This is a genomic window from Micromonospora sp. NBC_01412 (genome assembly GCF_045040215.1).
Lineage (GTDB): Bacteria > Actinomycetota > Actinomycetes > Mycobacteriales > Micromonosporaceae > Micromonospora > Micromonospora rubida.
Window position 1 is genome coordinate 5,116,368 of the sequence record NZ_CP109528.1, and the last position, 26,330, is coordinate 5,142,697.

A 26,330-nucleotide genomic window follows, 5' to 3' on the forward strand; every position below is an offset into this window, starting at 1 on the left:
CGTCACCGGGTCAGCGGCGCCCAGAGCTGGGCGATGATGTTCGCGCCGCGCTGGCAGGCCGCGCCGACGACGCCGGTCAGGCCGCCCGTGAGCAGGCCGGCGACCAGCACGCCGGCCAGGGCGGCGAGGATCGCCAGCCGCGCGGCACGGTGGGCCGGTGGGAACTGCTGCCGTCCGCCGTCAGTCAAGGCTGCCCCATTCCCGTGCCAGGATCCAACTCGCCGGCCCTGAACCGCCCTCCCGGCCCGGGCATCGACCGGAGACCAGGAAGAAGCGCACCTCGCCGAAGTCGCGCTCGGCTGCCAGGACGAGGTTGCCCAGCCCGTTGTCCACCAGCCACGCCCGCACCCCGTCGGGTTCCACCGGGCCGGCCGACAGCTTCCCGAGCAGGTCCGCCTTGGACACGACGAACGCCAGCCGCCGGCGGCGGGTGCGAACCCCGTAGTCCTGCAACCGCTGCACGGTGGCGTTGTACGCGTCCTCCGGGTCGTGCGTCGCCGGGTTCGCCGCGGCGAAGACGTCCGGCGCGCCCTCGGCGTACCCGTCGCGCACCCGCCGCACCGAGAACGGGTCGAGGACGTAGATCAGCGAGCGGGCGTGGTCGAGGTAGGCCAGCCGGGCGTTCTGCTCCCGGTCGACGAGGTTCTCACCCGCTGCGTCGAAGAGGTGCACCAGCACGACCCGCGATCGGAGGGCCAGCCGGAGCGTGACGGCGACGGGCGGGCCGCCGGCGTCCGTCTTCGCCGGTGACCCGCCGTCCCGCATGAGCCGGGTGTACATCTCGTGCCGCTGCCGGTCGCGCTCGTCGGGAAGGGACACCTCGCCGCCGGCGTCCTCCCCGCGTTGGTGCAGCCCCACCAGCGCCGACATGATCAGCTGGGTCTTGCCGGCCGACGCGGGACCGAACACGGGCATCCGGACGTCGGTGACCACCCCGGCACCCGGCAGTAGGGCCTCCCCACAGCTCGGGCAGTGGGCCTCCAGCCGGCGGCTGGAGGCGGCCCGCAGGACGGTGGTCGGCAGCAGCCAGCCGCAGCCGCAGCGCCGCCACAGCACGCCGAGCAGGCCAGGCCGCAGGTCCCGGTGCAGGTCGTCGCCCGCCAGGCGGTCCTCCGTCGGGTGCGGCCCGAGGCACCGGTACGCGGGCACGACCGCCAGCTCGTAGCAGTGCCGGCAACTGGCCCGGGAGCGCCGCACCGCCTGCCAGCCCGCGTCCACCCCGCGCAGCAGCCGGACCACGGCCCCGCCGACCAGCCAGGCCGCCGCCGTGACCCCCGCCGCGACCAGCGCGACGCCCAGAACACCGGCGGCGGCGCCCAGCGACACGCCGAGCTGGACGGCGACGACCGGTACGTACAGCGGCCACCAGACCGGGTTGGCCCGCGCCCACGGCAGCGGCCGGGTCCAGACCCGACGGGTGATCGCGAGGGCCCGCTCGGCCACGGCGCGGACGTCGAGCAGCACCTGGGCGGCGAAGTACTGTGGCCAGGCCCGGTCGCGGCGGACGAAGGCCGGCGCCACCCGCCCCAGCAGAATGCCCCGGCGGACCTGCTCGGGGGTGCGCACCCGGGCCCAGGACGCCCGGCCGAGCAGGACGACGCCGGCGAGCCCGAGCGCCAGGGCCAGGCCGCCGACCAGTGCGGCGCCGAAACCGACGATGGCCAGCGGTGCGGAGACGAAGACCAGGCACACCACGCAGGCCGCCACGTAGGTGAAGAGCCAGATGTACGGCATCGGTCACCGGCGCCCGAACGGGTGGGTCAGTCGGTAGCGCCGGCGCCGGCTGCGGTACGCCTCGACGTGTCGCTGCCAGCCGTCACGCCAGGCGCTGTCGAGTTGGCCGAAGTGCCGGCCGGCGCGTTCGATCCGCTCGTCCTGCGCCCGGGTCAGCCAGTGCCCGAGGGCTTGTTCGAGCAGCGTCGCCTGCGGGGGCGCGGGCTGGCCCGCGCCCGCGAGCAGGTAGTAGGACAGGACGGCGGGCGCCACGGCGTCCTCGTGGTGCAGCGCCTCGGCCAGCCGGGTGACGAGGGGTAGTAGCAGGGCCGGGTGCCGGTCGAGCACCGCGTCCAGGGACTGGAAGGCGACCACCCGCGCCAGCGCCGCCGCGACATCGGCCTGCCGCATCTCCACGAGGCGGGGCGAGCACCCGCGCAGGTGCCGCAGCAGCGTCGCGGTGCGCTCACCGTCCGGGCCCCGGCGCAGCTCGGCGACGATGGTTTTCAGCGTGTCGTCGTCCTTCAGTTCCCCGTGCACCTGCGGGCCGGCCGTCATCAACCCGCCGGCGATCAGCGCCCGGCAGAGGTCGAGCAGCCGTGGGGTCGGCACCGCGCTGCCGGTGACCTGCGCGACGAGCCGGCGGTACACCCGCGCGGGCGGCCGGGCGCCGCTCGGCGCGAGGTCCCGCACCAGCTCCAGCTCGGCGGTCGTCGGCGGGGCCTGACTCCACAGTGCGCCCGCCGTCCAGGAGAACCACCCGGGCTCGTGCCGGGCCTCGCGGAGGTGGCGCTCGACGAGGGCGGTCCGGTTCTCGCCGTGTCGTACCGTCGCGCCCAGCACCGCTTCCGCCAGTTGCGGCCGCAGCGTGCTGACGTGGGGGAGCAGCGACTCCCGCCAGGTGTCGCCGATCTCGGCCTGGGCCGCCTCGCCGAGCAGGGCGCGTTCGCCCAGCACAGCGATGAGCCGGGCGCGCAGCACGGCCTCGCACGGCCAGCCGCGAGGACGGATCTCCCGGGGATGATCCGCCCAGTACCCGACGAACGGCTCGGCGGCGTCCCGGATGTCGTCCCACCGCACGTCGACGCAGAACCGGGCGGCCACCCGCAGCAGGGCGGCGAACCGCAGCGGCGGCACCCCTGAGGTGAGGGACTCGGTGAGGATCTGCCGGGCCTGCTCGTCGTGGTCCGCGTTCCACTCGCCGGCCGGCAGCGTGGGCAGCGGCCGATCCGTCACCACGCCCCGGGTCCGGGCGGCCTCAACCTCGCTGATCATGAGCGCGAGTCGGACCTCGGCGGCCCGGCCGGGCACGAGGCCGTCGCAGCCGACCTCGTCGAGCAGCACCAGCACCTCCTGCGGCCACCGCTCGGGGGTCTCGGCGAACAGGTCGGCGACGTCGACGCCGTACGCGTGGCGCATCCGCGCCGGCCCGGTGCGCAACCAGCCCACGATGGCCTCGGCGTGCCGGGGGTCCGGTCTCCGGTGCAGGATGGCGGCCAGCCCGAGCGCGGCGGCGGCCTCGTCCGACTGCTCGCCCGCGCCGGTGATCCCGGACTCGGTCGCCACGTGCAGGGCGTCCACCACGTCCCGGGGGTCCTCCGCGAGGAACAGATCCACCCAGCGGCGGGCGGCGGCGGTCGGCGCCACCGGGGTGTGCGCGTGCCGGCACAGGTCGAACACCGCGTAGCCGAGTTCGTTGTCGACCCGGCCGGCCGAGCCGGCGAACTCCGGCAGCACCGCGACGATCGGCAGCGCGGAACGCGCCGGGTCGGTCGAGAACACCTTGAACCCCAACTCCAGCGCCCGCTCACGCGGCACGAGGAGGGTGCCCGCGACGATCCACGACACGACCGACGCCGTGTCGTCGCCGACGAAGAGCACCCGCCGCCGGCCGGGCTGCCCGGCCTCGGCGAGGGCGGAGACCAGGGCGAGCAGCGTCATCGGCCCGTCCGGCTGGGCGAGCACGAAGTCCCGCGCGTGGGTGGGGGAGAGGGCGGCACCCACCCCGCCGGTGAGCTCCACCGGCGCGCTGCGGGTCGTCGGCGCCGGCTCGGTCGACCAGAACGCCGCGCGGAACAGCTGCGCCGGCCGCAGGTCGTCGTAGCTGGCGGGGTCGGTGGTGACGACGGCGTGGGTGAGCTGGTTGCCCTCCCGGGTGCCGTTGGCCTCGCGACCCAGGTAGACCCCCGATGCCGTGGCCAGGAGGCCGCCGGACCGGATGTGCGCGAACGAGGGCGGGTACTGCGCGACGGGCCGCCGGTCGGCCATCCACGACGACGGCGGCTCGTAGAGCAGGTTGTTCCTGACCAGATCCTCCCCCGCGGCGGCCTCGTCGGAGGATCGGGCCTGGAACTGCAACCCCGCGCCACCCTTGAGCCCCTGCCCGGGGCGGCAGTCGGTGTAGACCAACGTCTCGAACCGACCGGTCATCGGGCGGCCCTGGTGCGCGGCACCACGTTGAACTCGCTGAGCAGCCACAGCAGCGGCTCGTCGACCCGGAACGGCTGGACCCCGCGCGCGTCGACCTTGTTCTCGTCGTAGTCCGGCTCGGCCCCGAGCGCCGAGACGGTGAAGTAGCGGAAGTGGCGGTAGTTGAGGGTGAGGTGGGTGTCGATGTCGTCGGCCCCCCACTCGTGCAGCAACGCGCGGACGTGCTCGTGGGTGACCCGCCCGGCCTGCTCGTCGTAGAAGGGACCGGGCGCCGGACGGCGGACCAGCGGATGGTCCGGGCCCAGCACGTCGAAGAATGCGTCGATCTTCGCGAACGCCACCGCCACCGGGATCGTGATGTTCCGGCGGCCACCGAGCCGGTGGCTGATCCGCAGGTTCTCGGTCACCCGGCTGACCACGTCGATGGTGCTGGCGTGCGTGTCGACCGCCGACGCGGGCAGCCGGATCCGGTCCCGCGCCTGCGGGATCATGAACGGGTCGAGCAGCAGGATGAGGGCGTCGGCCGCGCCGAGGTAGCGCAGGTTGTCGACCGTCTCCTGGTCGATCAGGTCCTCCCCGGCGGTGTCGAAGAAGGACAGGAAGGTGGTCTCGTAGCCGGTGATCCCCCGGTTCTGCCGCCAGGCGAACACGATCGGCTCGCGCCGGCCGAACTCCGCCTGGCTGGTGCGCTGGTAGAGCCCGCCGTCGGGGAAGAGCGCGCCGGCCGGGTCGAGGAAGTCCCTGCCGCCACCGGTTTCGGCCCGGAACTGGCTGTCGCCGACCAGCCGGACGTCGGCGCCGAAGCGCTGCCCCATGCCGTGCCGCAACTGGTACGACAGCACCTTGAGGTACACGCTCTTGCCGGTGTGTCGCGCGCCCGCCATGGCGATGAGCGGGCTGCGCCCCTCGCCGAACGTCGCCGGCAGCCGGCTGTGGCAGGTCGGGCAGACCTTGACCGCGGACTCGGCGCCGCAGTGCGGACACGCCGAGGCGGTCACCGCCCGCAGGGCGCGACGGGGCCCCGGGAACGACGGCAGCACCAGCTCCTTGATGCCGATCTCCCGGTCCCTGGCCTCGTCCCACTGGGGCTTGCAGGGGTCCTTGCCCGGCGACCGGCGCCCCGTGCACCGGAACCACGGCGCCCGCAGGTCGATCTTGGCGTAGCAGTACGGGCAGGAGGGCGTGGGCATGTCAGGACACCTTCATCTCGTGGATCGGGTCGGTGACCCGGGCCCCGGTCGGCCGGATCACGAAGCAACGCAGCCAGTACGGCCTGGCCAGGCCGGAGGGCATCGTGAAGGGCATCTGCCACGGCGCGTCCGGTTGGAGGCAGAGACCGGTCACCCGGGCCACCACGGTGCCCTGCTCCGGTCGTACCGGCATGGCCAGGCCCGCCGCGGCCACGAGGAGCAGCTCCACCCCCTCGCACGGCCGGTCGACGTCGACGCTCAGCAGCCGCTTGCGGCTGAAGGGCCCGCCGGCGCGCTGGAGGTGGTACCCGACCGCCACGGGGACGCGGTCGACCGGCACGGACTCGGGGACGGAGAACGTCTCCCCGGCCGGGCCGCGCTCGACCGTCCGGACGGAGACCCTGCCGCCGCCGGAGGAGACCGGGATGCGGCAGCCCGACTCGGTGAACTGGTTACGGGTCAGCCGCCGGACCACCGGCGGGCCGTGCGGCGACGTGAACGTGACCTCCGCCAGGTGCACCGAGGACGGCCACACCCAGGCGACGTTGACCTCGTCCCCGGTGCGGCGGGCGACGAGCTGCTGGACCGGTTCGGCCACCCCGAGCAGGACCGGCTCGCCCACCACGGCGGTACCGGTCGCCGCGTCGACGGTGAACGGCACGTACACGAACCGCCCGCTCGGGACGGTCACCTCCAGCAGGGTCTCCGCCCCCTGCTCCAGCCGGTCGCTGACCAGCGCCTCGCCGTACCCCTCCATCTCGTCGCGGCGGATTCGCTCTCCCGCCGCCCACGACGGGGTCAGCTCGGACCTGCGGACCGACACCGTGCCGCCGGAGGGGGTGAGCCAGGCGAGGTGGGCCGTCGCGGTCTGCGCGTCGACCGCGGTGACGTGGGCCCGCAGCCGCTCCACGTGTGGCGGGGCCGTGCCGTGCAGCGTCGCGCGGGCCACCACGAGCGGCGAGGCGACCTCCTCGCCGTGTTCGTCGCGGTAGACCGCGACGATGCCGTAGTACCGGTCGGTCCTGCCGTCGCCGGTGTCGTCAGAGAGCCCGGTGTGGCCTGCGGTCACCGGCTCCCCGTCCTGCGGGGAGACCGGCGGCCGGCCGAGGGTGCGCCGCACCCGCACGCCCTCCGCGGCCGGGTGCGCCCGCCAGGCGCAGGAAATCTCGTCGGGGCGCACCCACACCTGTACGGCCGCCACGGGCGGCACCACCAGGATCCGCACCGTCGCCGGTCGTGACCAGTCCCCGCCGACGCTGGCGAAGACGCCGTAGTGCAGGGTCCGGGCGGGCGGCGGGGCCCCGTCCGTCGTTTCCGTCAGGGAGCCCTCCACGACCGCCTCGCCGTCGGTCGCCGAGCGGGGCGGCCGGTCGGCGCGGACCACCCGGTAGCGCACCTCCGCCGCCGGGGTGGGCGGTGCCGTCCAGGTCAGGCGGACACCGGTGTCCACCGCCCGCGCCGACAGGTCGCGCGGGGGCGGCGGCGCGAGCGCGCCCAGCCGGTCGGCGAGACCGTCGTCGTCACCGGCGATGCGCAGGGCCGAGCGCAGCAGCCGGGCTGCTTCCTCCTCGCGCTCCGTCCGGGCCGCCTCGTCGGCGGCCCGCCGTAGCGACTCGACCTCGCTCAGCAGGGCGTCGACCTGACTGTGCAGCTCGTCGCGGTGCGGGTCGTCGGCCGGCAGCACCGCCAGGGCCTGCCGGGCCGCCAGGAGCTGCCCGTCGGCGACCAGGTCACGGATCCTGTCCGCCGGGCTGGCCTCGGGGTCCGCGTCGACCGGGAGGCTGGCGACCACCGACTGGGCGTCGCCCTGCGCCAGCCCGGCGTCGGTGGCGATCGGCACCAGCATGCCGTCCGCGATTCCCCTGGCCCGTCCGGCCCGGAGCCGCTCGACGACCTGGAACATCGCGAGCGCCCGCAGGTCCACGCCGTCGCCCACGGCCCGCTCCAGCAGACCCAGGGCCTCCTTGCGGGTCCGGACCGCGGTGGCGTCGGCCAACCGGTTCGCCTCCTGCGCGCGGGCACGCACCGTGGCCGCGTCGAGCGCCACCGCCTCCGGGCCGAGCAACCGGAACGGAGCGCCCTCGGGGTGCACCACCTGGACGACGGTGGGCACGCCGAGCAGGTCCTGGAGCCGGACCAGCGCGCGGTACGCCGTGCGTTCCATGCCGGAGCCGGCGGGCAGTTCTACCGGATCCACCACCGCCAGGCCGGCGCGCCGGACCGCCTCGTCGATCTGGCCCGGGTCCAGGCCCGGCCAGTGCCCGGCGACCTCCTTGAGCTGGTCCCGGGTGATCCGGCCCAGCGCGCCGTACGACCGGGCGAGGTCCCGGGCGAAGCGCTCGGACTCGGCGCGGGATCCCCGGTCGTGCTCCTCGGCCCGCTCCCGCCACCACCGTGGCTCGAACATGTCCGCGCCGTGCTCGGCGCGCAGTTGCTCGTCCCGGCTGAACAGCTGCGCGCAGATCCGGGCCCCCGCGTCGACGCCGCCCGAACGCTGGTTCCACAGCCGCCGGATCGCCGTCAGTTGCTCTCGGAGTTGGGCCGGGGACATGTCCGGGGTGACCGCGTAGTGCCGGGCCAGGTCCGTGGGCGACAGTCCGCCGGGCTGGTCCCGCAGCGGCATGATCACGTCCCGCAGGTACGCGCGCTGGTCGAACGCCATCAGCTCAGCCCCGTACCGTGAGTGCCGCGACGACCTCCCGGGCCTGGTGCACCTCGTCCTCGCTGAGCACGCTGACCTGGACCTCGATGGTGAGTTCCTGCCCGGAGCCCGGCTCGACCGCGTGCAGTCTCAGCTCTCCCCCCACGCTCACGCCCATGCTGATGGCGACGGGCGAGTGCCTCGGCAGCGGCGGCAGGCCGCCGATGACCCCCGCGCCCCGGTCCACCGGCTTGTTCGCCGCCAGGTCGGGGCTCTCGGCGGCGCCGGCCTGCTCGTAGATCTCGATCCGCACGGCGGTCTGGCCGTCTTCGATGGTGCGGGCGTCCAGCTCGCGGCCCTCGATGGGCAGCGCCTCGTTCGCGTGGATGAGGTGCTCGACGTACATCTTCTCCGGCTGCGACCGCCATTCGGGCGCCGAGGTGTCCTGCAGCTTCACCCCGAAGGACTTCGGCAGGACGGTGACGATCCGCCTGTTGGCGCTGGCGGTCAGCGACTCCTCGTCCATCCCGAGCGCCAGCGCCAGCGCCGACGCCCGCTGTTGCTTCTCCTCGGCGGTCGGCGCCGCGCCCTGCCCGTCCCACGCCCACAGCGCCCGGCTGAGCGCGAACCGGGCCGCGCCCTTGGCCACCGCCAGGTCGGGGTCGTGCAGGCGTGGCGTCCAGCCCCACTTCTCGGCCAGCCGCCGGGCCACGGCCGGCATCTTGCTGGAGCCCCCGACCAGCAGCACCTCGTCGATGGCGGCCGCCGGCTCGGCGATCCCCAGCTTGTCGCCCAGCGTGTGCAAGGTGCGCTCGGTGTACTCGACGGTCCGGTCGAGCAGGTCCCGCGTGACGTCCTCGAACGTCTCCCGGGTGACCTCCACCGACGTGGACGCGCCCGCGTAGCGCATCGGTACCCGGCGCGACATCACGGTCGACAGTTGCCGCTTGACCTCCTCCGCGGTCAGCGCGAGGTCCTGCATGAACTCCTCGTCCAGGGTCGGATCGTCGGCCGGCCCGGCGTGGCCCACGAACTCGTCGACCAGGTACTGGACCAGGCGCGCGTCCCAGTCGGCGCCGCCGAGCTGCTGGTCGCCGTCGGTGCAGAGCACCTCGACGGCGTCCGCGTCGATCCGGATGACCGTGGTGTCGAAGGTGCCGCCGCCCAGGTCGTACACCAGGACCGTCCGGGTGGTCTCGCCGTCGAGGTCGTACTGCAGGGCGGCGGCGACCGGCTCGGGCACGACCTCGACGACGTCCAGTCCGGCGATCCTGCCGGCGTTGCGGGTGGCGTCCCGCTCCAGTAGGCCGAAGTACGCCGGCACCGTGATCACCACCTGGCGCACCGGGCGCTTCGTGTAGTACTCGGCGTCCTGGGCGAGCTGCTTGAGGATCAGCGCGGAGATCGACTCAGGGGTGTACGTGGTGCCGTCGAACTCCCACTGCGCCTCCCTGCCCATGCTCCGCTTGACCCGTTCGACCACCCGGGACGGGTAGAGCCGGGACACGTGCTTGGCGGCCTCGCCCACCACCACCTCGCCGGCGCCCTCCTCGAAGTAGACGACCGACGGGGTGGTCTCGTTGTTCGTGATGACGTTGCGGACGACGGCGGGCCGGCCGGTCTCGTCGATGTACGACACGACCGAGTACGTCGTACCCAGGTCGATGCCGAAGAAGGTCAGGTTCTCGTCCGACATGGTGCTCCTGTCCGCTGGTCCGCTGGTCCGCTGGTCCGCTGTTCCGCTGGGCTGTCACGGGGTGGGCGTGGGCTGGGTGGTGCTCGTGGGCTCCGGCCCGGTTCCGGCCAAGACGGGATCCGGGTCGGGGAGCCAGCGGTGGACCCTGACCGCGGCGGGCACGACCGTGCGCCCCGCCTCGACGTCGTGGTAGCCGTCCAGGACGACCTCGGCGACGGTTCCCTCCTGGCCGGGGTCGACGGCCGGCACCGTCCCGGTGGCCCGCTGCGTCGACGGATCGAACGCGGCGCCGGGCACCGGGACCAGCACGGTGACGCCGCCCCGTTCGAGGGTCAGTTCAAGGCTGGCGGCATAGCTGCGCAGCATGTCCGCCGCCGCGGCGGTGTCGAACCCGGCGGGCAGTCCCGCGGCGGTGCGCAGCAGGTCGTGGCGCAGCCGCTGGAGGTCGGTCAGCAACGGGCGGAGCAGAAGCAGCCGCTCGCCGGCGCGCAGGCGCTGGTTCTCATCGTGCAGCCGGTCGATGACCTGCTCGCGAGCCGCCGCGCGGTGGTGTTCGCGGGCGACCTCGGCCCGGAGCCCGGCCAGCTCGCCGCCCAGCCGCTGCGCCAGTTCGTCCAGCCGATCCGGGCCCGTGGCGGGTTCCGGGGCGACCGCCTGCGGACCCGCCCCGGCGGCGGGTTCCTCCTCGGCGGGCCCCTGCGGTTCCTCGTGCACCCCGTGCTCCCTCCCTGGTCCCGTCCGCTGCCGCGGCGGGCGTCTCGGTCATGTCTGACGGACCGCGTCACCGGCGTCGGGCGGTCCCGTCCGTCAGGCACAGTCGACGGACGGCATGGGGGGAGGACCATCAGTGGGCAGTGTTCGACGTACGGCCGCGGGTTTCCTGGCGGCGCTCGCGGCGCTGGCCGCCGTGGGCCTGCCCGCCGGCCCGGTGACGGCGGCCCCGGCGACCGGCGACGAGGTGTACGCGGCGCTCGGCGTCAACCGGGTGGCGGGCGACTACGTGGTGCTGGTGGACGTGTCCCGCTCGATGCGCGAGGGCCGGCGGTACGAGCGGGTGAAGGCGTCGCTGCGGTCGTTCCTCGCCGCGCTCGCGCCGGACGACCGGATCGCCCTGGTGACCTTCGCGGACTCGGCGAGGGTGGTCCACGACGGCCCGGCCGGCCGTTCTCCCGACCAGGTCGTCGGCAAGCTGCCGCCCACCGCCGACGGGCGGCACACCGACATCGGCGCGGCGATCGAGACGAGCCTGCGGCTGCTGAACCGCCAGGGCAGGCCGCAGATCGCGACGGTCGTCCTGCTCACCGACGGGCGGCACGAACCACCGGCCGGCAGCGCGTACCCGTTCGAGCAGGGGTACGCGTGGAACCAGCTGGCCGGGGCCGGCCGGTCGTTGCGGAAGACCTCCCTGAACGCGTACGCCGTGCCCCTGGCGGGGTCGACCGGCGCGCCGCTGCTGGCCAGGGTCTACCCGGGTGCCCGGATTCTCGCGCCCGCGTCGATCGACCGGCTGGGCGAGCAGCTGGAGCAGCCCAAGTCCGCAGCCCGCGCGGCGAAGGCCCGCAGCGTGCTCGGCGACGACGTGACCCACGGCATCCAGGTGACCTGGCCCGCCGCCACCGGCCGGCTCGCCGCCGGCCGGACCCGGCTGGAGGTCCAGCTCCGGTCGACCGCCACGAGAATCCCGTTGGTGGTCGATCACCTCGCCGTGCGCAGTGACCGGCCGGACCTCCGGTTCACGGTGCCGGCCGGCCCGGTCGAGCTGCCCGCCGGCGGCACCGCAACCGTGCCGGTAACCGTCGAGTGGGACGCCGGACCCCGCCGGGTGGCGCCAATGTCGCAGGTCACGGTGAGCACGACGCTGACCCTCGGCGGCGACGTGGGTTCACCGTGGGCGGACGTGCTGACCGGTGACCTCGGGCTGACCTTCGCGCCGCGACTGGACGGCGGGGCGACCCGGGTGTCCCTCTCCGCCGAGCGCGGCAGCCTCAGGTGGTGGGCAGTCGGCGGCGTCCTGCTGCTGGCCCTGGCCGGGGTCGGGTGGTGGGTGCGCCGGCGGCGGCTGGCCCCGCCCCTCGCCGGGAAGCTGCGGGTACGCGCACCCGGCGGGGAGGAGCGCGAGCTGCCGCTGGCGGGCCGCCGGGCCGCGCTCACCGCCGGATCGGCGGGGCTGCCCGGGTACGGCGAGGTGACCGCGTCCCGTAGCTCCGCCGCGTCCTCCGACATCCGCCTGGTGATCCGCTACTCCCCGGACGGCTCGGCCGCCGGCCGGCAGGCCGGCACCTGCGGCCCGGGCGAGACCGTGGAGCTGGGCGGTGCGGCGTTCACCTGGCGGCACGCCGCACCCGTGCGACGCGGCGGGGTCGCGAGGGTCTCGGGGGCGGCCCGGTGACCGGCGCGGCCGACCAGTGCGAGGGCGCGGTCGACGAGTTGCGGGAAGCCGACCTGCTCGCCCACGGCGAACTGGTCCCGACCGGGGACCGGGCCCCGGACGGGGAGTCGGCCACCGTCCCGATCCCGGTGCGCTGCGGGCGGCCCCTGCTGTACCCCGTGCCCGTCCGGGACCTGCCGGCGTACCTGCGCCGCCGGGCCGAGGCGACGGGCGGGTCGTACGTCGGGGCGCTGTTCGCCTTCGACCTCGACGCCCTGCCGAGGGGGCAGCGGTACACGTCCGCGTACTTCGAGGTGACGCTGGCCGACGTGCGGGCGCTGGCCGCGCGGCTGGACGGCGACGGCGGCGCGCTCGGCCTGACCTACCCGGGCGACGACGCCGAGCCGGCGTCGGCGACCGCGGCACACGTCGTGGCGGCGGCCCGGACCCGCCCGGGCTGGCTGCGCAGGCTGGCGAGCCGGGCGGCAACGTCCCGCGCCCACGTCTTCGGAATCCACCGCCACGAGTTCGGCTGGGCGTACGAGGACCCGCGCGGCGAGCTGCTGGTACCCCGCGCCCACGGCATGCACGCGCTGCTGGAGCTGCCGGCCGGGACGACGCGGGTCGCCGGAACCCTCGACGTCCGGGTGCGGGTCGCCGGTGGCCGGGAGCGGTACAGCGCCGGCCTGCGCGAGTCGGTGAGGTTCGACGAGACGCTCTCCCCGGGCTGCCACGTGGACGGCGCGGCGGTCCGGCTGTGCATGGCCGCCGACGTGTCCGGCTACAGCAGACGCGGCACCGCCGCCGCCGAGCAGGTCCAGCGGGACCTGGTCGCGCTGCTGTCACTGGCCCGGCGGGCGGCCGGTGTGTCGGACTCCGACGTCACCCCTCAACCGCAGGGCGACGGCCAGTTCACCGTGCTGCCGGTCGGCATCGACGAGGCCGTGGTGATCTCCCGTCTGGTGTGCGGCCTGGAGCGGCACCTGCGGGAGCTGAACACCGGCCGGGAACCGGCGGACCGGCTGCGGCTGCGGGTCGCGCTGCACCGGGGACTGGTCAAGGCGGCGGCCAACGGCTGGGTCGGCGTGGCGGCCGTCGCGGTGCACCGCATCCTCGACAGCCCGCCCCTGCGGGAGGCGTTGGCCGCCCGACCGGCCGTCGACTTCGTCCTCGGGCTGCCCGACGTGCTGTTCCAGGACGTCATCGCGCACGCGACCCAACCGCCCATGCCGGCGGACTTCGTCCCGGTCACGGTGGACCTGCCGGCCAAGGACTTCGTCGAACACGGCTGGCTGTACGTCGGCCCGGGAGAGGCCGGATGAGCACCCTGTACGCCCTGCTGGTCGGCATCGACAGGTACCGCTCACCGGCGGTGTCCGACCTGCGCGGGTGCCGGGCCGACATCGGTGACGCCCTGGCCTACCTGCAGACCCGCACGGCCCCCGGCGTCGACCTCGACGCGCTCGTGCTGTCCGACGGGCAGGCCACCCGGGAGGCGGTGATCGGGGCGCTGCGGTCCCATCTCGGTCGGGCCCGCTCCGTGGACACCGCCCTGTTCTGGTTCAGCGGACACGGATCGCAGGCTCCCGCCCCGCGCTGGTGGTACGCCGAACCGTCCCACATGGTGCAGACCCTGGTCTGCGCGGACAGCCGCCACGACGGCGTGCCCGACCTGCTGGACAAGGAGCTGTCGATCCTGCTCGACGAGGTCGCCCGCCGGGCGGGACACGTGGCCGTGGTGCTCGACAGCTGTCACTCCGCGGGCGCCACCCGGAAACTTGAGGATCGGGAACCGGGCGCGCGGGCCCGCGCGGTGGAGCCGATGCCGGCCCAGCCGGCGCGGGAGCTGCTGCTGCCGGAGCTGGCGGGTGACGAGCCCCCGTCGCCGCCCGCGCCGGACCACGTCGTCCTGGCCGCCAGCCGGTCACACGAGGCGGCCCAGGAGATGGACCTGGGCGGCCGGCGGCGAGGGCTGTTCAGCTGGGCGCTGCTGCGCGCGCTCGGCCGGCTCGGCCCGACGGCGACGTACCGGGACCTGTTGATCGCCGCCCAGGTCGAGGTGGAGCAGAACGCGTACCAGCAGGTGCCGCAGCTCGTTCCGCCCGGTCGCGGCATCGCCGACCGGCCCTTCCTCGGTGGACGCCTCGCGCCGCCGCCGTCCGGCCTGGTGCTGCGGTACGCCCGCGACGGGTGGGAGGTCAACGCCGGAAGCTGTCACGGTCTGCTCCCGCCCCCCGACGCCACGGCGGGCGCGGTCCGCGTCGCCGTCGTCGGCGGGTCGCCGGCGCGGGAGGCCGAGGTCGTCCAGGTGCTCGCCGAACGGAGCCTGGTGGAGCCGGTGGGATGGCGGCCCGAGCCGGACAGGCAGTACCGGGTGGTGCTCAGCCGGGTGCCGCTGCCCGCCACCACCGTGGCGGTGGGCGGCGCGGACCAGGACGGTGCCACCGTGGCCGCCGTGCTCGCCGCACTCGACACGGCCGGGCCGGACGGCGGGCCGTCGGCGCACCTGCGTCCGGTCGACCCGGCGGGCACCGACACGGTCCCGGAACTGCGGGTACGGACGCCGCGCCCGGGCGTGGCCCGGGTGGAGGACCGGCACGGCGCCCGGTTGACCGGGGACCTGACCGACATCGTCGGCGGCGGGGCGCGGCGGGCTGTCCGGGAGCTGGAGCACATCGCCCGGTGGCGGCAGCTGCGCGACCTCACCAACCCGGTGACCGGGTTGGCGGGCGCGGTGGCCGTCGAGGTGGTCGCGGCCCGACCGGGGGAGGCGATCGCGCCCCTCACCCGTCCGCCCGTCGAGGCGGACGGGGACGGCGTGGTCAGGCTCCGCTACGAGCCCGGCCCGGCCGGGTGGGTGCCGCCCAAATTCTTCGTCCGGCTGCACAACCGCAGCGACCGGCGGCTGTTCTGCGTCCTGCTGGACCTGACCGAGCGGTTCCGGGTCCACGCCGACCTGTTTCCGGGCGACCACGTCGCCCCGGGCGGGCGTGCGGCGGCCCTGCGGGGACGCCGGGTGGTGGCGTCCCCGCCGGCCGGCTCCGTGCCCGAACCGGGTTGGCGGGCGCGGGACTGGTTGAAGCTGGTGGTGGCGGAGGAGCAGTTCAGCCCGGAGCCGTTCGAGATGCCGGCGCTGGGCGACCCGAGCGGCGCGGCCCGGGGGCCGCTCGCCATCCGGGGCTTCCTCGACCGGGTCGGTCGTGCCGTCCAGCACCGCGACCTGGTGGCGTCCGCCGAGGACGGCGCGTACGACTGGGCGACCGTCACCGTCCCCCTCGTGATCGAGGTTCCCGGCCCCGGGGACTGAGCCGCCGCCGGCTCAGATCCCGTGGTACAGCATGGCGCTGCGGTACACCGGGTCCGCGAGGGCCGGGCCGGTGACGTCCATGGGGGCCGGTGCCAGCCCGGCCGGCGTCCTGCGGTCCGGGGACGCCAGCCACCGGCGCACCGAGCGGACGGCGGCGGCCGGCCGCAGCCCGCCGCGGACCAGCCCGGTGTGCAGGACGGCCAGCATCAGCGTGGCGACCGGGCGGGGCACCGGCCGGGTCCAGCCCACCACCCCGGTGAAGCCGGCCGCCAGGAACGCCTCGGCGAGCGGCACGGACCCGTCGCCGGCGGGCGGCAGGACGACCAGGCCGCCCTCGGTCGCGGTGCGCGTCGTCCGCCCGGTGATCGCGGCGGGGTCCAGGTCGGCCGGCCCGGCCAGCTCCAGCGCCCCGATGGCGCTGACGCCGCAGGTCAGGTGCAGCATCGACGCGTCGAGGCGGCGACGCACCTCCTCCGGCGTGCCGGGGCCGTCGCTGCCCCCGTCGGCGCGGCCCAGGACGACCGCCCGGGGGTAGAGGCGGCGGCACAGGCGCACGAGGCTCGCCTCGTCGTGGCCGCCCCGGGGGTCCACCACGAGCACCGGGGCCTCGGTGACCCGGAGCGGTACCCGCCCGGCCAACTCGCCCGCCTGCCGGGCGGAGGCGACGTGGGAGACCACGGCGTCGTCGTCGGACAGGGGCTCGGCGCCGACGACCACGACCCGGGGCGGCAGGGCACCGTCGGGTCGGCCGTCGCGGAACCTGCCGTCGTCCGTGTGCAGCAGCAGGCGCGTCCCGTCCGGCCGGGACCAGGCCAGCGCCTGAACCCGGGCGCCGCGCAGCGCCTGCGCCACCGGGACGAACCGGTCGTGGAGGGTGTCGCCGACCCGCCCCTCGGGGTTGCGCCCGTCGAGGAGCCCCGCCAGGTCGACGGCGAGCGGAACGGCGCCGGACGGGTCGGCGGGCAGGGCGTCCGCGGCGGTCGACAACGCCACGGCGGCGGCCCGGACGTCGTCGTCGGCGTCCCCCCACCCGTCGTCGGTGTCGTCGCGACCGCGCAGGTACAGCGCCACGGCCAGCACGACCCGGTCGGCGGCGGTGGCGGTGGCGCCCGCCGCGTGGGTGACGGAGGTGGCCAGTCCCACCAGGTCGTCGACCAGCCCGGCCGGTGGCGGCGGTGCGTCCGGGCGCAGCAGGGCCGCGAGGGCGGCGTACGGGTCGCCGCCGCCCGCCACCCGCTCCCGCAGGGCACGCCGCAGCGCCGCCAGGTCGACGGGTGCCGCCGACCGCCTGGCGCGCTGCGGCTCTTCGACGCGCGGCGGGCCAGGGTCATCGCCTCCGCCGCGGCGGTCGCCGGCGCCGGACGCGGGCTCCGGCCCGTGCAGGACCGTGACGGGGAAGTCCAGCGGGTCCACGGTGGCCGTCGCCCGCCCGCCGAGGAGGTTCGGCAGCCGGGGCATCGTGCCGGCTTCCATCCCGTCCGCCATCCGTCGCTGCACCTCCTGCAGCGCGGCCATCGCCCGCATCATCGGCTCGAAGTCGATGCCGGTGCCGGTGCCGGAGTCGAGCCCGACGAACAGGTCCCGTACCGTCTCGGCACACGTCAGCATGGCCTGCGTTCCCTCGACCAACTCCGTGCCGAGCAGGTCGCCGGCCAGCACCTGCTGGAAGCAGTCGATGGCCCGTTCCGCCTCCGTGCGGGCGGGCCCGTGGTCCGCTCCCGCCAGCAGGGTCGACATGTCGAGCGACTGCAACCCGCGGACCACCGCGGCCAGGTAGAGCTGGCCCAGGGTTATCCGCGCGACGCACGTGAACATGGGTGGCAGGTTGGTTGCCGCGAGCCCCTCCTCCAGCAGTCCGATCGCCCGCTGCCGGTCGCCCTCCGGCCCGCCGTGCGCGATCTGCCGCATGCCGAGGAACCACCCCAGCTGGCTGGCGACCTGTGCCCGCATCGGGTCGCCGGGCGGGAGATAGCCGTACGCCTCGGTCAGGCAGTCGATGGCCTCGTTGAGCGCGGGCAGGCCGGCCGGCCGCCCGGGGCCGGCCCGCCAGTACCGGTCGGCGAGGATCTGGAAGAGTTCAAGCAGCGGGCGCGTGCGGGCGGCTCCGGTCAGCCGGGCCAGCCGGGCCCGCAGCTGCTTCTCGGTGTCCTCTTCCACGGTCTCCCTCTCCTGATCGGGCCACCAGCCGGCGGCTCACCATCCCCAGTGGACGAAGCCGGCCCAGGCGACGACATGGGCGAGCTCCTCGTGGTGCAACTGCTGGCGTAGCCGCGCCGGCATGCGGTCCGGGAGCGACCGCTCCGGGTCGAGCATCCAGATCTGCGCCCGCCGCAGCGCCTCCCACGCGGGAAGCCCCTCGGCCATCACGTGGTGGTGGAACATGTACATCAGCACCGAGGTGGCCCGGTCGGGGATCGCCCACTGGGTCGAGAGCACCGACCGCACCCCGCCCGCGAGGAACGCGGTGCCCAGGCTGTACGCCTCGTCGTACCCGTTGATCGCCAGACCGGTGCGGCAGGCGGCGAGCACGATCAGGCCGATGTCGCGGTCCGGCGACCGTGCCGTCAGCTCGACCAGCTCCTCGGCGGTCAACCGCCCGCCGCCGTCCAGCAGGAGGTAGGAGGTGGCGGACTCCGGGTCGGTGTTGATGACGCCGTGGCAGGCGAGGTGCAGCATGGCGCCGGAGCCCGGGCTGGTGCTGGTCAGCCACTCCCGGACCTCGTCGACGCTGCCGGGCCCGGATCTGCTCGTCGAGCCGTCCACCCGCCGGCCGACGTACTTCCCGCCGGGGTAGAAGGACCGGTGGATGGCGTACGCCTCGGCCCGGGCAGCGGCCAGGGCCGGCGCCACCCGTCCGGTGTCCGGGTCCCCCACCACCAGGCCGACCGGTGCGGGCGGCACGGGGGTGAGGGCGGCCGACAGGCACAGCATGCGCGCGGAGGCGGCCTGCGAGAACGCGACCAGTTGCACCGCGTAGGTGCCGTCCGACCGGCGGGCCGCCTGCCACGGGAACCGGGCGAGTTCCCCCATCGGCACCAGGACCACCCGTGGCGGCCGGCCGGCGTCGGGACGGGCGAGCGTGGGCAGGTACCGCTCCACCAGCGGGCCGATCGCCGCCCGCCAGGCCCAGTCGCACATCGAGTCGAGGCTGGCGGCGAAGTCGGTCGGATCGTCGAATGCGGTCAGGTCCCGGCCCGGGTCCGCGATGGCCGCGTCCCGCCGGGCCAGGGCCCTGAGGTACCGCTCGACGTCGAGGTCGTCGCGGACGTGCAGGTTGGGCAGGGGGATGTAACCGGTCGGTCCCCGCTGCGGCGCGATGACCGCGAAGCCCGGCACCGGCCCGTCCCCCGGCACCAGGTAGACGAGCGCGTCGGCGTCGAGGGCGGCCAGGGCGGTGCGGATCTCGTCGAGACCCGGCGCGTCGAGCAGTGCCCCGCCGCCACCCGGGGCGGCGAGCACGGTCAGCACCTCGTGGCGCAGGTCGGTCGGGAGGCTCTCCGCCGAGCCGGTCGCCGCAGCTTCCCGCCAGCGGCGCGCGAGGTCGGGCCGGCCGGCGTCGTCGAGGCGACGGGGGATGTTGCGGACCTCGGTGGCCGCGTGGAGGGCGAGCCCCCGGCCGGCGTCGAGGGCCCGGATGGCGTCGGCCGGGTCGTTGAACACGAGGCACTGCCGGGCGACGTCGACCGCTTCCCGTGCCGCCCGCCGCGCGGCGAGGCTCGCGGCCGGCAGGTCGGACTGGAGCAACACCTTCCAGGCGTGTTCCTGGAGCCCCTCCAGGGCCACCTTGTGCGGGTCCGGCACGGCTCCGCGCCGCCGCCGGGTGTACGACAGCATCTCGTTGATGGCCCCCCACATCGGGTGTGCCGGCCCGCCGGCCAGCGTTCGCGCCTGTTCGAGCAGCCCGTCCGCCTCCTCGACGTCCCCGGTGGAGCTGGTGAGTTCGCCACGGTGGTACAGGGCGACCGCGAGCCCCAGCAGGTGGACCGGGCGCTTGGGACTGTCGGGGCCGGCGAGGGCCACCGCCGTGCGGAGATGCTCGATGCCCTGCTCGACGCGGGCCAGATCGGCCCCCCAGCCGGAGTAGACGACCGCGCTGCCGACGCCCCCGTGGTACGACGCCCGGCCCTCCGCGCCGAGTTCCGGGCGCAGCGTCAGGCTGGACACGTCGGCGAGCTGCTCGTCGGTGAGGGCGGGCGCCGGGGCGTCCGGGCCGTCGCCGTACATTGCGGCCAGCGGACCGGCGAGGACCGACATCTCCTCGAAGGCGCTCCGCAGCGGGTCGTCCGGTGGCCGGTGCTCGACGGACTGCCGGAGCCGGTCGAGGGACGGCCGCAGGTCCTCGTTTCGATGGTTTGCCCCGATGACGTCCACGAGACCGGCGAAGGCGTCCGCGAGGTGCGCCATGGCGGGGTTGCCGGCCAGCCGGTCCTGGATCCGGCGCGCCTCGTCCGGGAAGCGCCGCAGCGCGGCCTCGTCGCCGTTCTCGAGAGCCTGCAGGTACGTGAGCATGCTCCGGACCGAGCCGACCAGCGGCGCGGTCGCCGGGTTGTCGTCACCGCCGACCTGGTCGAAAAGGGAGCCCAGCTCCGTGAGCATCGCCCGGTCGTCCGCCACCTCCCCGTCGGCGCCGGCCCGCAGCAGCACCACGGAGCGGGCGGCCGCGCGCACCCGTGGCCACTCCGCCGTGTCGGGCGGGTGTCGTTCGGCGATCTCCAGCAGGGCGGTGATCTGTCGGATCCGGTCCCGGTCCGTAGGCGAGACGGACCTCAGGATCGCGGGCAGCAGGTCGGCCGCCAGGACGCCCCGGACAGCCAGCCCGGCGGGGAGCCGGTGCAGGTCGGCGATCGCCGCGTCCAGATCGCCCCGCCCGAAGGCCGCCCGGCTGATGGCGACACACCGTTCGGTGATGCCGGCCGCCTCGTCCACGCGTTCCCCCTCGCCACGTTCAGCCCCGACGACTGGACCTGACGGACGGCAGGCAACGACGGCTCCCGGACGGAGACGAATCCGTCCGGGAGCCCCGCTTGGTGATCCATCGGTGGTGGTGCGAATTCGGCGGTCGTCAACCGGCCGCCGGCCGGTCAGGAGAACTTGATCGAACCCGCCCGGTTGCCCCACCCGTCGCCGATGCTGCCGAGCACGGGCGCCTGGTCGATCCAGGTCGACGACGCCCCGGTGAAGTTGATGCCGTCGAAGAGCTTGACGTCGCACTGGTGATAGGTGTGCACCGAGCTGATCTTGTTGTTCAGGTCGCCCGCCGCGGTGCTGCGCAGGTCGTCCCACTGCAACTCGGCGTCGTAGGCCGGCGTGCACTCCCGGCCCTGGACCCAGGCCAGCACCGTGCCGGTGTAGTTCGCCCCGGTGTAGGTGCGGGCGATGACCAGACTGGCCTGGGCGCCGACCGCGCGCAGCGCCCGGTCCTCGCTGCTCGCGCAGGTCATCGCCCCGGTGTCGAGGTTGACCGCGCAGTTGCGCTGCGGCGCTGCGGCGGCCGGTGCGGCGAACGCGCCGAGCAGGCCCAGGGTGCCGAGGCCCGTGCCGATCGCCGTGACCATTCGTGCCTTCATCGTCTTCTCCCTCGTCTCGGGAACGGGTGCGGATCGTCGATGACGTCCCGTGTTCATTGCTAGTCGCCGGTCCGCTTGATCGGGACGCCCACGGGCCTGGGTCAATCAACTTCGGACAATGCGGGGCCGCTGGCGGAAATGCGACAGCCGCCCGGCCCGGCTGGACAGCATCGGTAACGATGAGTCGGAGTTGCTCGGAGTGCTGGGTGAAGGGGAGTTGAGTGGCTCGGCAGGAGAGACCCATCGATCCGACCGCTGGCCCGGTGCAGGCCCTCGCCTACGAGTTGCGCAAGCTCCGCGCCGAGGCGGGTAACCCCACCTACCGTCAGCTCGCCAGATCCGCCGGCTACGGCGCGACGACGCTGTCGGAGGCGGCCGGCGGAGCCCGACTGCCGACCCTGGAGGTACTGCTGGCCTACGTCGGCGCGTGTGGGGGCGACCCCGACGAGTGGCGGCGGAGCTGGCACGAGACGGCGGCGCGGGTGCGCCCGACGGAGCCCGTTCGGCAGGTCGCCGGGGAACGGGACGGCGACCCGGAGGAGGGTGACGGCGCGGGCACGGAGGGCCCGGGCCAGCCGGCGGTTGCGCCGTCCGGTGTACGGCGGCGCAGGAACGGGCCGCCCCGGCCGCCGCGCCCGCGGTGGGTCGTACCCGTCGTCGCAGTCGCCGCCGCGATCGTCACCGTCATGGCCGTCGTCACGGTGGTCGAGCTGCCGGACGACGGTCCGACGGCACCCGGCGCGGCGCGCTGCCCCTCCGTGCCGGACGGGACCGCCTTCACCGCCGTGACGTACGGGGGCGGCGCCCATGTGCGCGACGGGGCGGCCCGGGACGAGTCCGTGCTGACCACCATCCCGCCGGACTGCACGGTCGGCTTCACCGGCTTCTGCGTCGGTGAAAAGGTCTACGACAACACCGGCGGCATGCCGGACGTGCGCTGGTTCAAGGTGGCCGGCGGCGGGGTCGTCTCCTCTGCGGTCGTGCACGGCAACCCGCCGCGTGACCTGCGGGCGTCGGACTGCCGCAACGGCCGTCCGACCTCGACCAGCCTCGAACTGTCCGTCGTCACCGGGGCTGGCCGCTCGGGGAACGTGACGTTGCGGGCCACCGGCAGGGACCTGTACGTCGTGGGCTTCGCCACCTCGGTGGGGGCCCCGGCGTCGTCCGGCGAGCGCACCTGGCGACAGGTCAGCCTGGCTGACGTGCGGGATCCTACCGTCGGGGCGAGCGTCCGGTTCGACGCGCTGCCGGGCACCTCGGCCCATGGGCCGGTCGTCCTGGTCGCTGCCGCCTGCCTCGGCGGGGACAGCCCGACCGGTCTGGTGCGGGCCCATCAGGTTCGGCCGGAGGATCCGCGCGGGGCGGTGCCGGTGACGCTCGACCAGCGGCAGCAGGCCGAGGCGGCCGGGTCCGCCTGCCGCTATCCCAGCCGGGGGTGAGGGGCGGGCCCGGCGCGCGGCGGCCGGGCAGAGCGGGCGTCAACGGGCTGTCACCGGTGGCCCACAGTTCCCGGCGCACCGTGACGCTGGGGTGACGCCCGGCCCCGCAGACTCCATTCGCACAGGGCCGGCGAAGGAGACCTCATGATCGGAATGCGGCGGGTGCCCGGAGGCACGGGATGACGGGCGTACGAACGGTGCTCGCGATGCGCACCAGGGAAGGATGCGAGCAGCGGTTCGAGGCCGAGTGGCTCTCGGCCGCCGAGCAGATCCGCATGCTCGACGGGTGCCTGCGTCAGGACCTGGTCCGCGACGCCGAGGACCCGCGCAGCTATCTGATCATCAGCGACTGGGCGGACCGGGAGCGGTTGGACGCCTTCGGCCGCAGCGAGCAACGGGACCGGCTGCTGCGCGTGGTCCGTGAGCTTCGCGAGTCCGCGCAGCGGCATACGTACCAGGTCCTGCACGTCCTGCGGAGCGAGCCCGAGGAGTCGCGATGACCGAACACCCCATCCCCGCGTCGGAGCTCTACACCGACGAGTTCGCCGCCGACCCGTACCCCAGCTACGCCCGGCTGCGGGCGGACAGGCCCGTCTGCCCGGTCAGCTCGCCGCGGTTCGACTCGTACCTGATCAGCAGGTTCGACGACGCCCGGACGGCGCTGACCGACCCGAGGCTGTCCAAGGACCTCTACGGGCCCGGCCAGCACTACCTGCGGATCTTCGGGCCGAACTCGGAGGGGTTGAACAAGAACATGCTCAACTCGGATCCGCCGGAGCACACCAGGCTGCGCCGGATCGTGTCGCAGGCGTTCGCGCCGCGCCGGATCGAGGCGCTGCGTCCCCGGGTGGCGGAGATCGTGGACACGCTGCTCGACCGGATCGTCCCGCGGGGCGGGTGCGACCTGATGCGCGACTTCGCCATCCCGCTGCCGATGCTGGTGATCAGCGACCTGCTCGGGATCCCGGAGTCCGACCACGAGCGGGTCCTCGACTGGACGCAGGTGATCAGGACGTCCGGGTCCGCCAACCGCAGCCCCGAGAAGGACCGGGCCGCCGTGCAGGAGGCCCAACTACGCCTGCACCAATACCTCGCCGACCTGGTGCAGGACAAGCGCGCGCACCCCGCCGACGACATGATCGGCGCGCTGGTCGACGCCTGCGACCGCGACGGGGAGCTGTCCGAGCAGGAACTGGTCACCACCACCTTCCTGCTGCTGTTCGCCGGGCACCAGACCACCGCGGACTTCATCGGCAACGCGACGGTGGCCCTGCTCACCCACCCCGACCAGCTCGAACTGTTGCTGGCCAGGCCGGAGCTGCTGCCGTCGGCGATCGAGGAGCTGCTGCGGTTCGACGGCCCGCTGCCGGTGGCCAGCCCCAGGATCGCCACCGAGGACATCGAGTACCAGGGCGTGTGCATCCCGCGCGGGTCGGTCGTCGGCGTGGCGATCAACTCGGCGAACCGCGACCCGGAGCACTTCGCCGACCCGGACCGGCTGGACGTCCGCCGCGAGCGCGCCCCGCACATCGGGTTCGGCTATGGCGTGCACTACTGCCTGGGCGTCTCGCTGGCCCGGATGGAGGCGCAGATCGGCCTCGGGACGTTGCTGCGCCGGCTACCCGGGCTGCGGCTCGGGGTGCCGGTCGACGAGCTGCGCCGGCTGCCGGCGGCGTCGCCGTTCCGTGGCCTGCTGGAGCTGCCGGTCCGGTTCGCCGCCTGACGCGCCCGATGGCCCTACCCGCCCAGTCGCCCGATCCGTGTCCGCCCGGTTTTTGTCCACCCGGTCCATGTCCACCCGATCCGTGTCCACCCACCTGAGGAGCAGCCATGATCTACCGGTCCGTGATCGTCTGCCACATCGTCCCCGGCAGTGAGGGCATCGTCGGCGACGTCTTCGGCTACTACGACAAGACGACCCGACCGCAGGATCTCGGCGTGATCGGCCGGACCCTGCTGTCGCTGGACGACCTGTACATCCACGTGATCGAGCGCAACGTGGACCCGAAGGCGTCGCTGGGCAAGGCCCGGGGACTGCCTGCGTTCCAGCAGATCGCCGAGGCCATCGCCCCGTACGTGACGCCGTATCCGAAGAACTGGCAGAACCCGTCCGACTCCGTCGCCAAGGAGTTCTACAGCTGGGTCCCGGCCGAGGGCTCGGTGCCCGCGTCGGAGTCGGACGACGGGAACATGACCGTCATCGTCGCCCGGATCAAGCCCGGGGCGGAGCCCAACGTCGCCCGCGTGTTCGCCGAGTCCGACGAGGGGTCGCTGCCGGTCGAGCTGGGCGTCACCGGGCGCTGGCTGTACTCCATCGACGACGTCTACCTGCACCTGCTGGAGCGCACCGACGCGGCGTTCGCCCAGGCCATGCGGGAGAGCCACGCCAAGCCGGCCTTCGCCAAGATCATGGAGGACCTGAACACGTTCATCACCCCGTACAACCCGGAGACCTGGCGCGGCCCGGAGGACGCGGTGGCCAAGGAGTTCTACCGCTGGCGGGCCGAGGACTGAGGTCCACGCGTACCGCCGTGGCGGTGCCCGCGGCCCGGCGGCCACGCCCGGCCCGCCGGGCCGGTGCGCCAGGTCGCCGGCCCTTGTCGCTCTTGTCGGGGCCCGGGCGGCCACCCGGCCGCGCCGGTCCCCACACCCAGCGCCGGGGATCGCGGACCCGACAGCCTTCTCGCCCTCGTCCACCTACGCTCAGCCGACCACCGTCGACAGCGGAGCGGATGGTGAAGCGTGGTGGGACAGCCCTCTTCCGCCGTCGCCGGGGCCGACCGCGGTCTGCGCTGGCTGCACCTGCTGGTGCTGCTCGCCCTCGTGGCCGTGGGGGTGGGCGCCGGCGACGTGGTGTTCGTCGTCCACAACCTCGGGCACTGGGGTGAGGTGCAGGCGTGCGCCGCCCTGCACGACCTGCCGCCCGACGGCGGGCAGGTCGCCCGCCTGGTGGGCCGCGGTGACGAGTACGACCGCTGCGCCGCCGGGCCGCCGTGCTCGCCGAGGCCGCGTACGCCGCGCTGATCCGGCGGCAGTTCGGCGGTGACCGGTGACCGGGCGTCCCGCCGGCCGGGCGCTGAGCCGGCGCCACGCCCTCCGGCTGGCCGGTGCCGGCCTGACCGGGATGCTCGTCGGATGCGGCGACGACGCCGCGCGGCCCGCCGGGGACGCGCCCCTGCCGACCGCCGGGTCCGGCGCGTCGCCGGGTGGCGCCGGCGCCCTGGTCGACCGCCTCGCCGGCTACCACAGCGCGTTCCGCTTCACCCCGACCAACACCATGGCGTACGACGACGAGGCGGCCGCGGCCAGGGCCAGGGTCGCGATGCGGATCGAGATGGCCGCGTTCCTCGCCTGGGCCCGGGACAACGGCCACCCCGACATCCGCCCGGCCCTGCCCCGTGCCGTCGTCGGCGAGGAGTACCTGCTGGATCCGCTGATGGGCAACGACGAGAGCCTCGACACCGTGCCGCTGGCCGGCGCCCGACAGCCCCTGGGCCGGCTGATCCCCGACGACGAGACGGTCAAGAGCTACCCGTCCACCCGGCAGGCCGGGTTCGCGCTCACCATGCTGAAGATGGTGCTGTCCCGGGCCGAGTACGCCCGGCTCGTCGCCGACTCCCCGCTGGTGCGGGCGGCCGGCGGCAAGAGCGTCGTCACCATCTACCCGTTCTCCGCGCCGGAGCCGAAGGGCGGCGACTCCTACCTGGCCCTGCTCCCCGGCGTCCGGGACGCCTTCCGGGGGGACCCGGCGCTGCGCTGGCTGGTCGCCAACCCCGGTCAGGCCATGTCCGGGGAGAACCAGCGCCGGCTGGTCGAGGGCGGCGGGACGCTGTACACGGCCGAGGGGTACCGGGTCGTGTACATCGACAGCGCCCGGGCCGAGGACGTGCCCGCCCTGGTCGCCGGCGCGCTGTACGAGGCGCTGCGGACGGCCCGGGACGGCTGATCCGGTGCTGCTCGCACCCGCGCCTCGCTGCCG

Annotated in this window: 19 protein-coding genes; 9 read left to right on the forward strand and 10 right to left on the reverse strand. The window is 74.8% G+C overall.

All coding sequences use genetic code 11. From position 1 onward, the window contains the following. Positions 1–2: 2 nt before the first annotated feature. Genes OG617_RS23430 through grpE form a run of 7 tightly spaced genes read right to left on the reverse strand, consistent with a single transcriptional unit; the run spans position 3 to position 10,384 of the window. Positions 3–188: a hypothetical protein gene (locus OG617_RS23430; RefSeq protein WP_405095131.1), complete on the reverse strand. Its 186-nt coding sequence runs from the start codon at positions 186–188 to the stop codon at positions 3–5. Beyond that, positions 181–1,734: a TRAFAC clade GTPase domain-containing protein gene (locus tag OG617_RS23435; protein ID WP_405095132.1), complete on the reverse strand. Its 1,554-nt coding sequence runs from the start codon at positions 1,732–1,734 to the stop codon at positions 181–183. Before OG617_RS23435 ends, OG617_RS23430 begins: the two co-directional genes overlap by 8 nt. 3 nt (positions 1,735–1,737) lie before the next feature. Then, on the reverse strand, positions 1,738–4,143 hold the full coding sequence (locus tag OG617_RS23440; RefSeq protein ID WP_405095133.1) for a GTPase-associated protein 1-related protein: 2,406 nt from the start codon (positions 4,141–4,143) through the stop codon (positions 1,738–1,740). Beyond that, positions 4,140–5,333 carry a hypothetical protein gene (locus OG617_RS23445; RefSeq protein ID WP_405095134.1) on the reverse strand — a complete coding sequence of 398 codons (1,194 nt, stop codon included), beginning with the start codon at positions 5,331–5,333 and terminating at the stop codon, positions 4,140–4,142. Before OG617_RS23445 ends, OG617_RS23440 begins: the two co-directional genes overlap by 4 nt. Before the next feature lies 1 nt (position 5,334). Then, on the reverse strand, positions 5,335–7,995 hold the full coding sequence (locus tag OG617_RS23450; RefSeq protein ID WP_405095135.1) for a hypothetical protein: 2,661 nt from the start codon (positions 7,993–7,995) through the stop codon (positions 5,335–5,337). 4 nt (positions 7,996–7,999) lie between these two features. Next, positions 8,000–9,670, reverse strand: coding sequence for an Hsp70 family protein (locus OG617_RS23455; RefSeq protein ID WP_405095136.1), 1,671 nt, complete (start codon positions 9,668–9,670; stop codon positions 8,000–8,002). A gap of 54 nt (positions 9,671–9,724) precedes the next feature. Further along, a complete protein-coding gene (grpE, locus tag OG617_RS23460) occupies positions 9,725–10,384 on the reverse strand; it encodes a nucleotide exchange factor GrpE (protein WP_405095137.1) in 660 nt (219 codons plus the stop codon). Between the two features lie 133 nt (positions 10,385–10,517). On the opposite strand from grpE, the gene OG617_RS23465 reads away from it, so the two are divergent. From OG617_RS23465 to OG617_RS23475, 3 genes are read left to right on the forward strand one after another with little or no spacing between them, the layout of a single operon-like run. After that, positions 10,518–12,059: a vWA domain-containing protein gene (locus tag OG617_RS23465; RefSeq protein ID WP_405095138.1), complete on the forward strand. Its 1,542-nt coding sequence runs from the start codon at positions 10,518–10,520 to the stop codon at positions 12,057–12,059. After that, on the forward strand, positions 12,056–13,360 hold the full coding sequence (locus OG617_RS23470; protein WP_405095139.1) for a hypothetical protein: 1,305 nt from the start codon (positions 12,056–12,058) through the stop codon (positions 13,358–13,360). The genes OG617_RS23465 and OG617_RS23470 overlap by 4 nt, the downstream gene beginning before the upstream one ends. Then, positions 13,357–15,345 carry a caspase domain-containing protein gene (locus tag OG617_RS23475; protein WP_405095140.1) on the forward strand — a complete coding sequence of 663 codons (1,989 nt, stop codon included), beginning with the start codon at positions 13,357–13,359 and terminating at the stop codon, positions 15,343–15,345. Before OG617_RS23470 ends, OG617_RS23475 begins: the two co-directional genes overlap by 4 nt. 12 nt (positions 15,346–15,357) lie before the next feature. On the opposite strand, the gene OG617_RS23480 is transcribed toward OG617_RS23475, so the two are convergent. The 3 genes from OG617_RS23480 to OG617_RS23490 all read right to left on the reverse strand — a co-directional run bounded on the left by OG617_RS23480 (position 15,358) and on the right by OG617_RS23490 (position 20,912). Continuing rightward, positions 15,358–17,502 carry a hypothetical protein gene (locus tag OG617_RS23480; RefSeq protein WP_405095141.1) on the reverse strand — a complete coding sequence of 715 codons (2,145 nt, stop codon included), beginning with the start codon at positions 17,500–17,502 and terminating at the stop codon, positions 15,358–15,360. A gap of 36 nt (positions 17,503–17,538) precedes the next feature. Then, positions 17,539–20,271 (reverse strand): CHAT domain-containing protein, encoded by a 2,733-nt coding sequence (locus tag OG617_RS23485; protein WP_405095142.1) that lies wholly within the window; start codon positions 20,269–20,271, stop codon positions 17,539–17,541. Positions 20,272–20,426: 155 nt separating this feature from the next. Continuing rightward, on the reverse strand, positions 20,427–20,912 hold the full coding sequence (locus OG617_RS23490; protein ID WP_405095143.1) for a peptidase inhibitor family I36 protein: 486 nt from the start codon (positions 20,910–20,912) through the stop codon (positions 20,427–20,429). 221 nt (positions 20,913–21,133) lie between these two features. Between OG617_RS23490 and OG617_RS23495 the strand changes: the two genes are divergently transcribed. From OG617_RS23495 to OG617_RS23520, 6 genes are all read left to right on the forward strand, one after another. Continuing rightward, the gene (locus tag OG617_RS23495; protein WP_405095144.1) at positions 21,134–22,351 is read left to right on the forward strand and encodes a helix-turn-helix domain-containing protein; all 1,218 of its coding nucleotides are present in this window, start codon (positions 21,134–21,136) and stop codon (positions 22,349–22,351) included. Positions 22,352–22,530: 179 nt separating this feature from the next. Further along, positions 22,531–22,851, forward strand: coding sequence for a putative quinol monooxygenase (locus OG617_RS23500; RefSeq protein WP_396679949.1), 321 nt, complete (start codon positions 22,531–22,533; stop codon positions 22,849–22,851). Then, the gene (locus OG617_RS23505; protein ID WP_405095145.1) at positions 22,848–24,074 is read left to right on the forward strand and encodes a cytochrome P450; all 1,227 of its coding nucleotides are present in this window, start codon (positions 22,848–22,850) and stop codon (positions 24,072–24,074) included. The genes OG617_RS23500 and OG617_RS23505 overlap by 4 nt, the downstream gene beginning before the upstream one ends. Positions 24,075–24,181: 107 nt before the next feature. Further along, complete coding sequence (locus OG617_RS23510; protein WP_405095146.1) at positions 24,182–24,865, forward strand: TcmI family type II polyketide cyclase; 684 nt, start codon at positions 24,182–24,184, stop codon at positions 24,863–24,865. 231 nt (positions 24,866–25,096) lie between these two features. After that, entirely contained in the window at positions 25,097–25,375 is a 279-nt protein-coding gene (locus OG617_RS23515) for a hypothetical protein (protein WP_405095147.1), read from the forward strand. Positions 25,376–25,400: 25 nt separating this feature from the next. Continuing rightward, complete coding sequence (locus OG617_RS23520; protein WP_405095148.1) at positions 25,401–26,297, forward strand: hypothetical protein; 897 nt, start codon at positions 25,401–25,403, stop codon at positions 26,295–26,297. Positions 26,298–26,330: the final 33 nt, after the last annotated feature.

Bases quoted from the DNA above. Each gene is read 5' to 3' on its own strand.
- OG617_RS23475 (WP_405095140.1), top strand. From the start codon at position 13,357: ATGAGCACCCTGTACGCCCTGCTGGTCGGCATCGACAGGTACCGCTCA.
- OG617_RS23500 (WP_396679949.1), top strand. From the start codon at position 22,531: ATGACGGGCGTACGAACGGTGCTCGCGATGCGCACCAGGGAAGGATGC.
- OG617_RS23455 (WP_405095136.1), bottom strand. From the start codon at position 9,670: ATGTCGGACGAGAACCTGACCTTCTTCGGCATCGACCTGGGTACGACG.
- OG617_RS23450 (WP_405095135.1), bottom strand. From the start codon at position 7,995: ATGGCGTTCGACCAGCGCGCGTACCTGCGGGACGTGATCATGCCGCTG.
- OG617_RS23440 (WP_405095133.1), bottom strand. From the start codon at position 4,143: ATGACCGGTCGGTTCGAGACGTTGGTCTACACCGACTGCCGCCCCGGG.
- OG617_RS23490 (WP_405095143.1), bottom strand. From the start codon at position 20,912: ATGAAGGCACGAATGGTCACGGCGATCGGCACGGGCCTCGGCACCCTG.
- OG617_RS23445 (WP_405095134.1), bottom strand. From the start codon at position 5,333: ATGCCCACGCCCTCCTGCCCGTACTGCTACGCCAAGATCGACCTGCGG.
- OG617_RS23510 (WP_405095146.1), top strand. From the start codon at position 24,182: ATGATCTACCGGTCCGTGATCGTCTGCCACATCGTCCCCGGCAGTGAG.
- OG617_RS23505 (WP_405095145.1), top strand. From the start codon at position 22,848: ATGACCGAACACCCCATCCCCGCGTCGGAGCTCTACACCGACGAGTTC.
- OG617_RS23435 (WP_405095132.1), bottom strand. From the start codon at position 1,734: ATGCCGTACATCTGGCTCTTCACCTACGTGGCGGCCTGCGTGGTGTGC.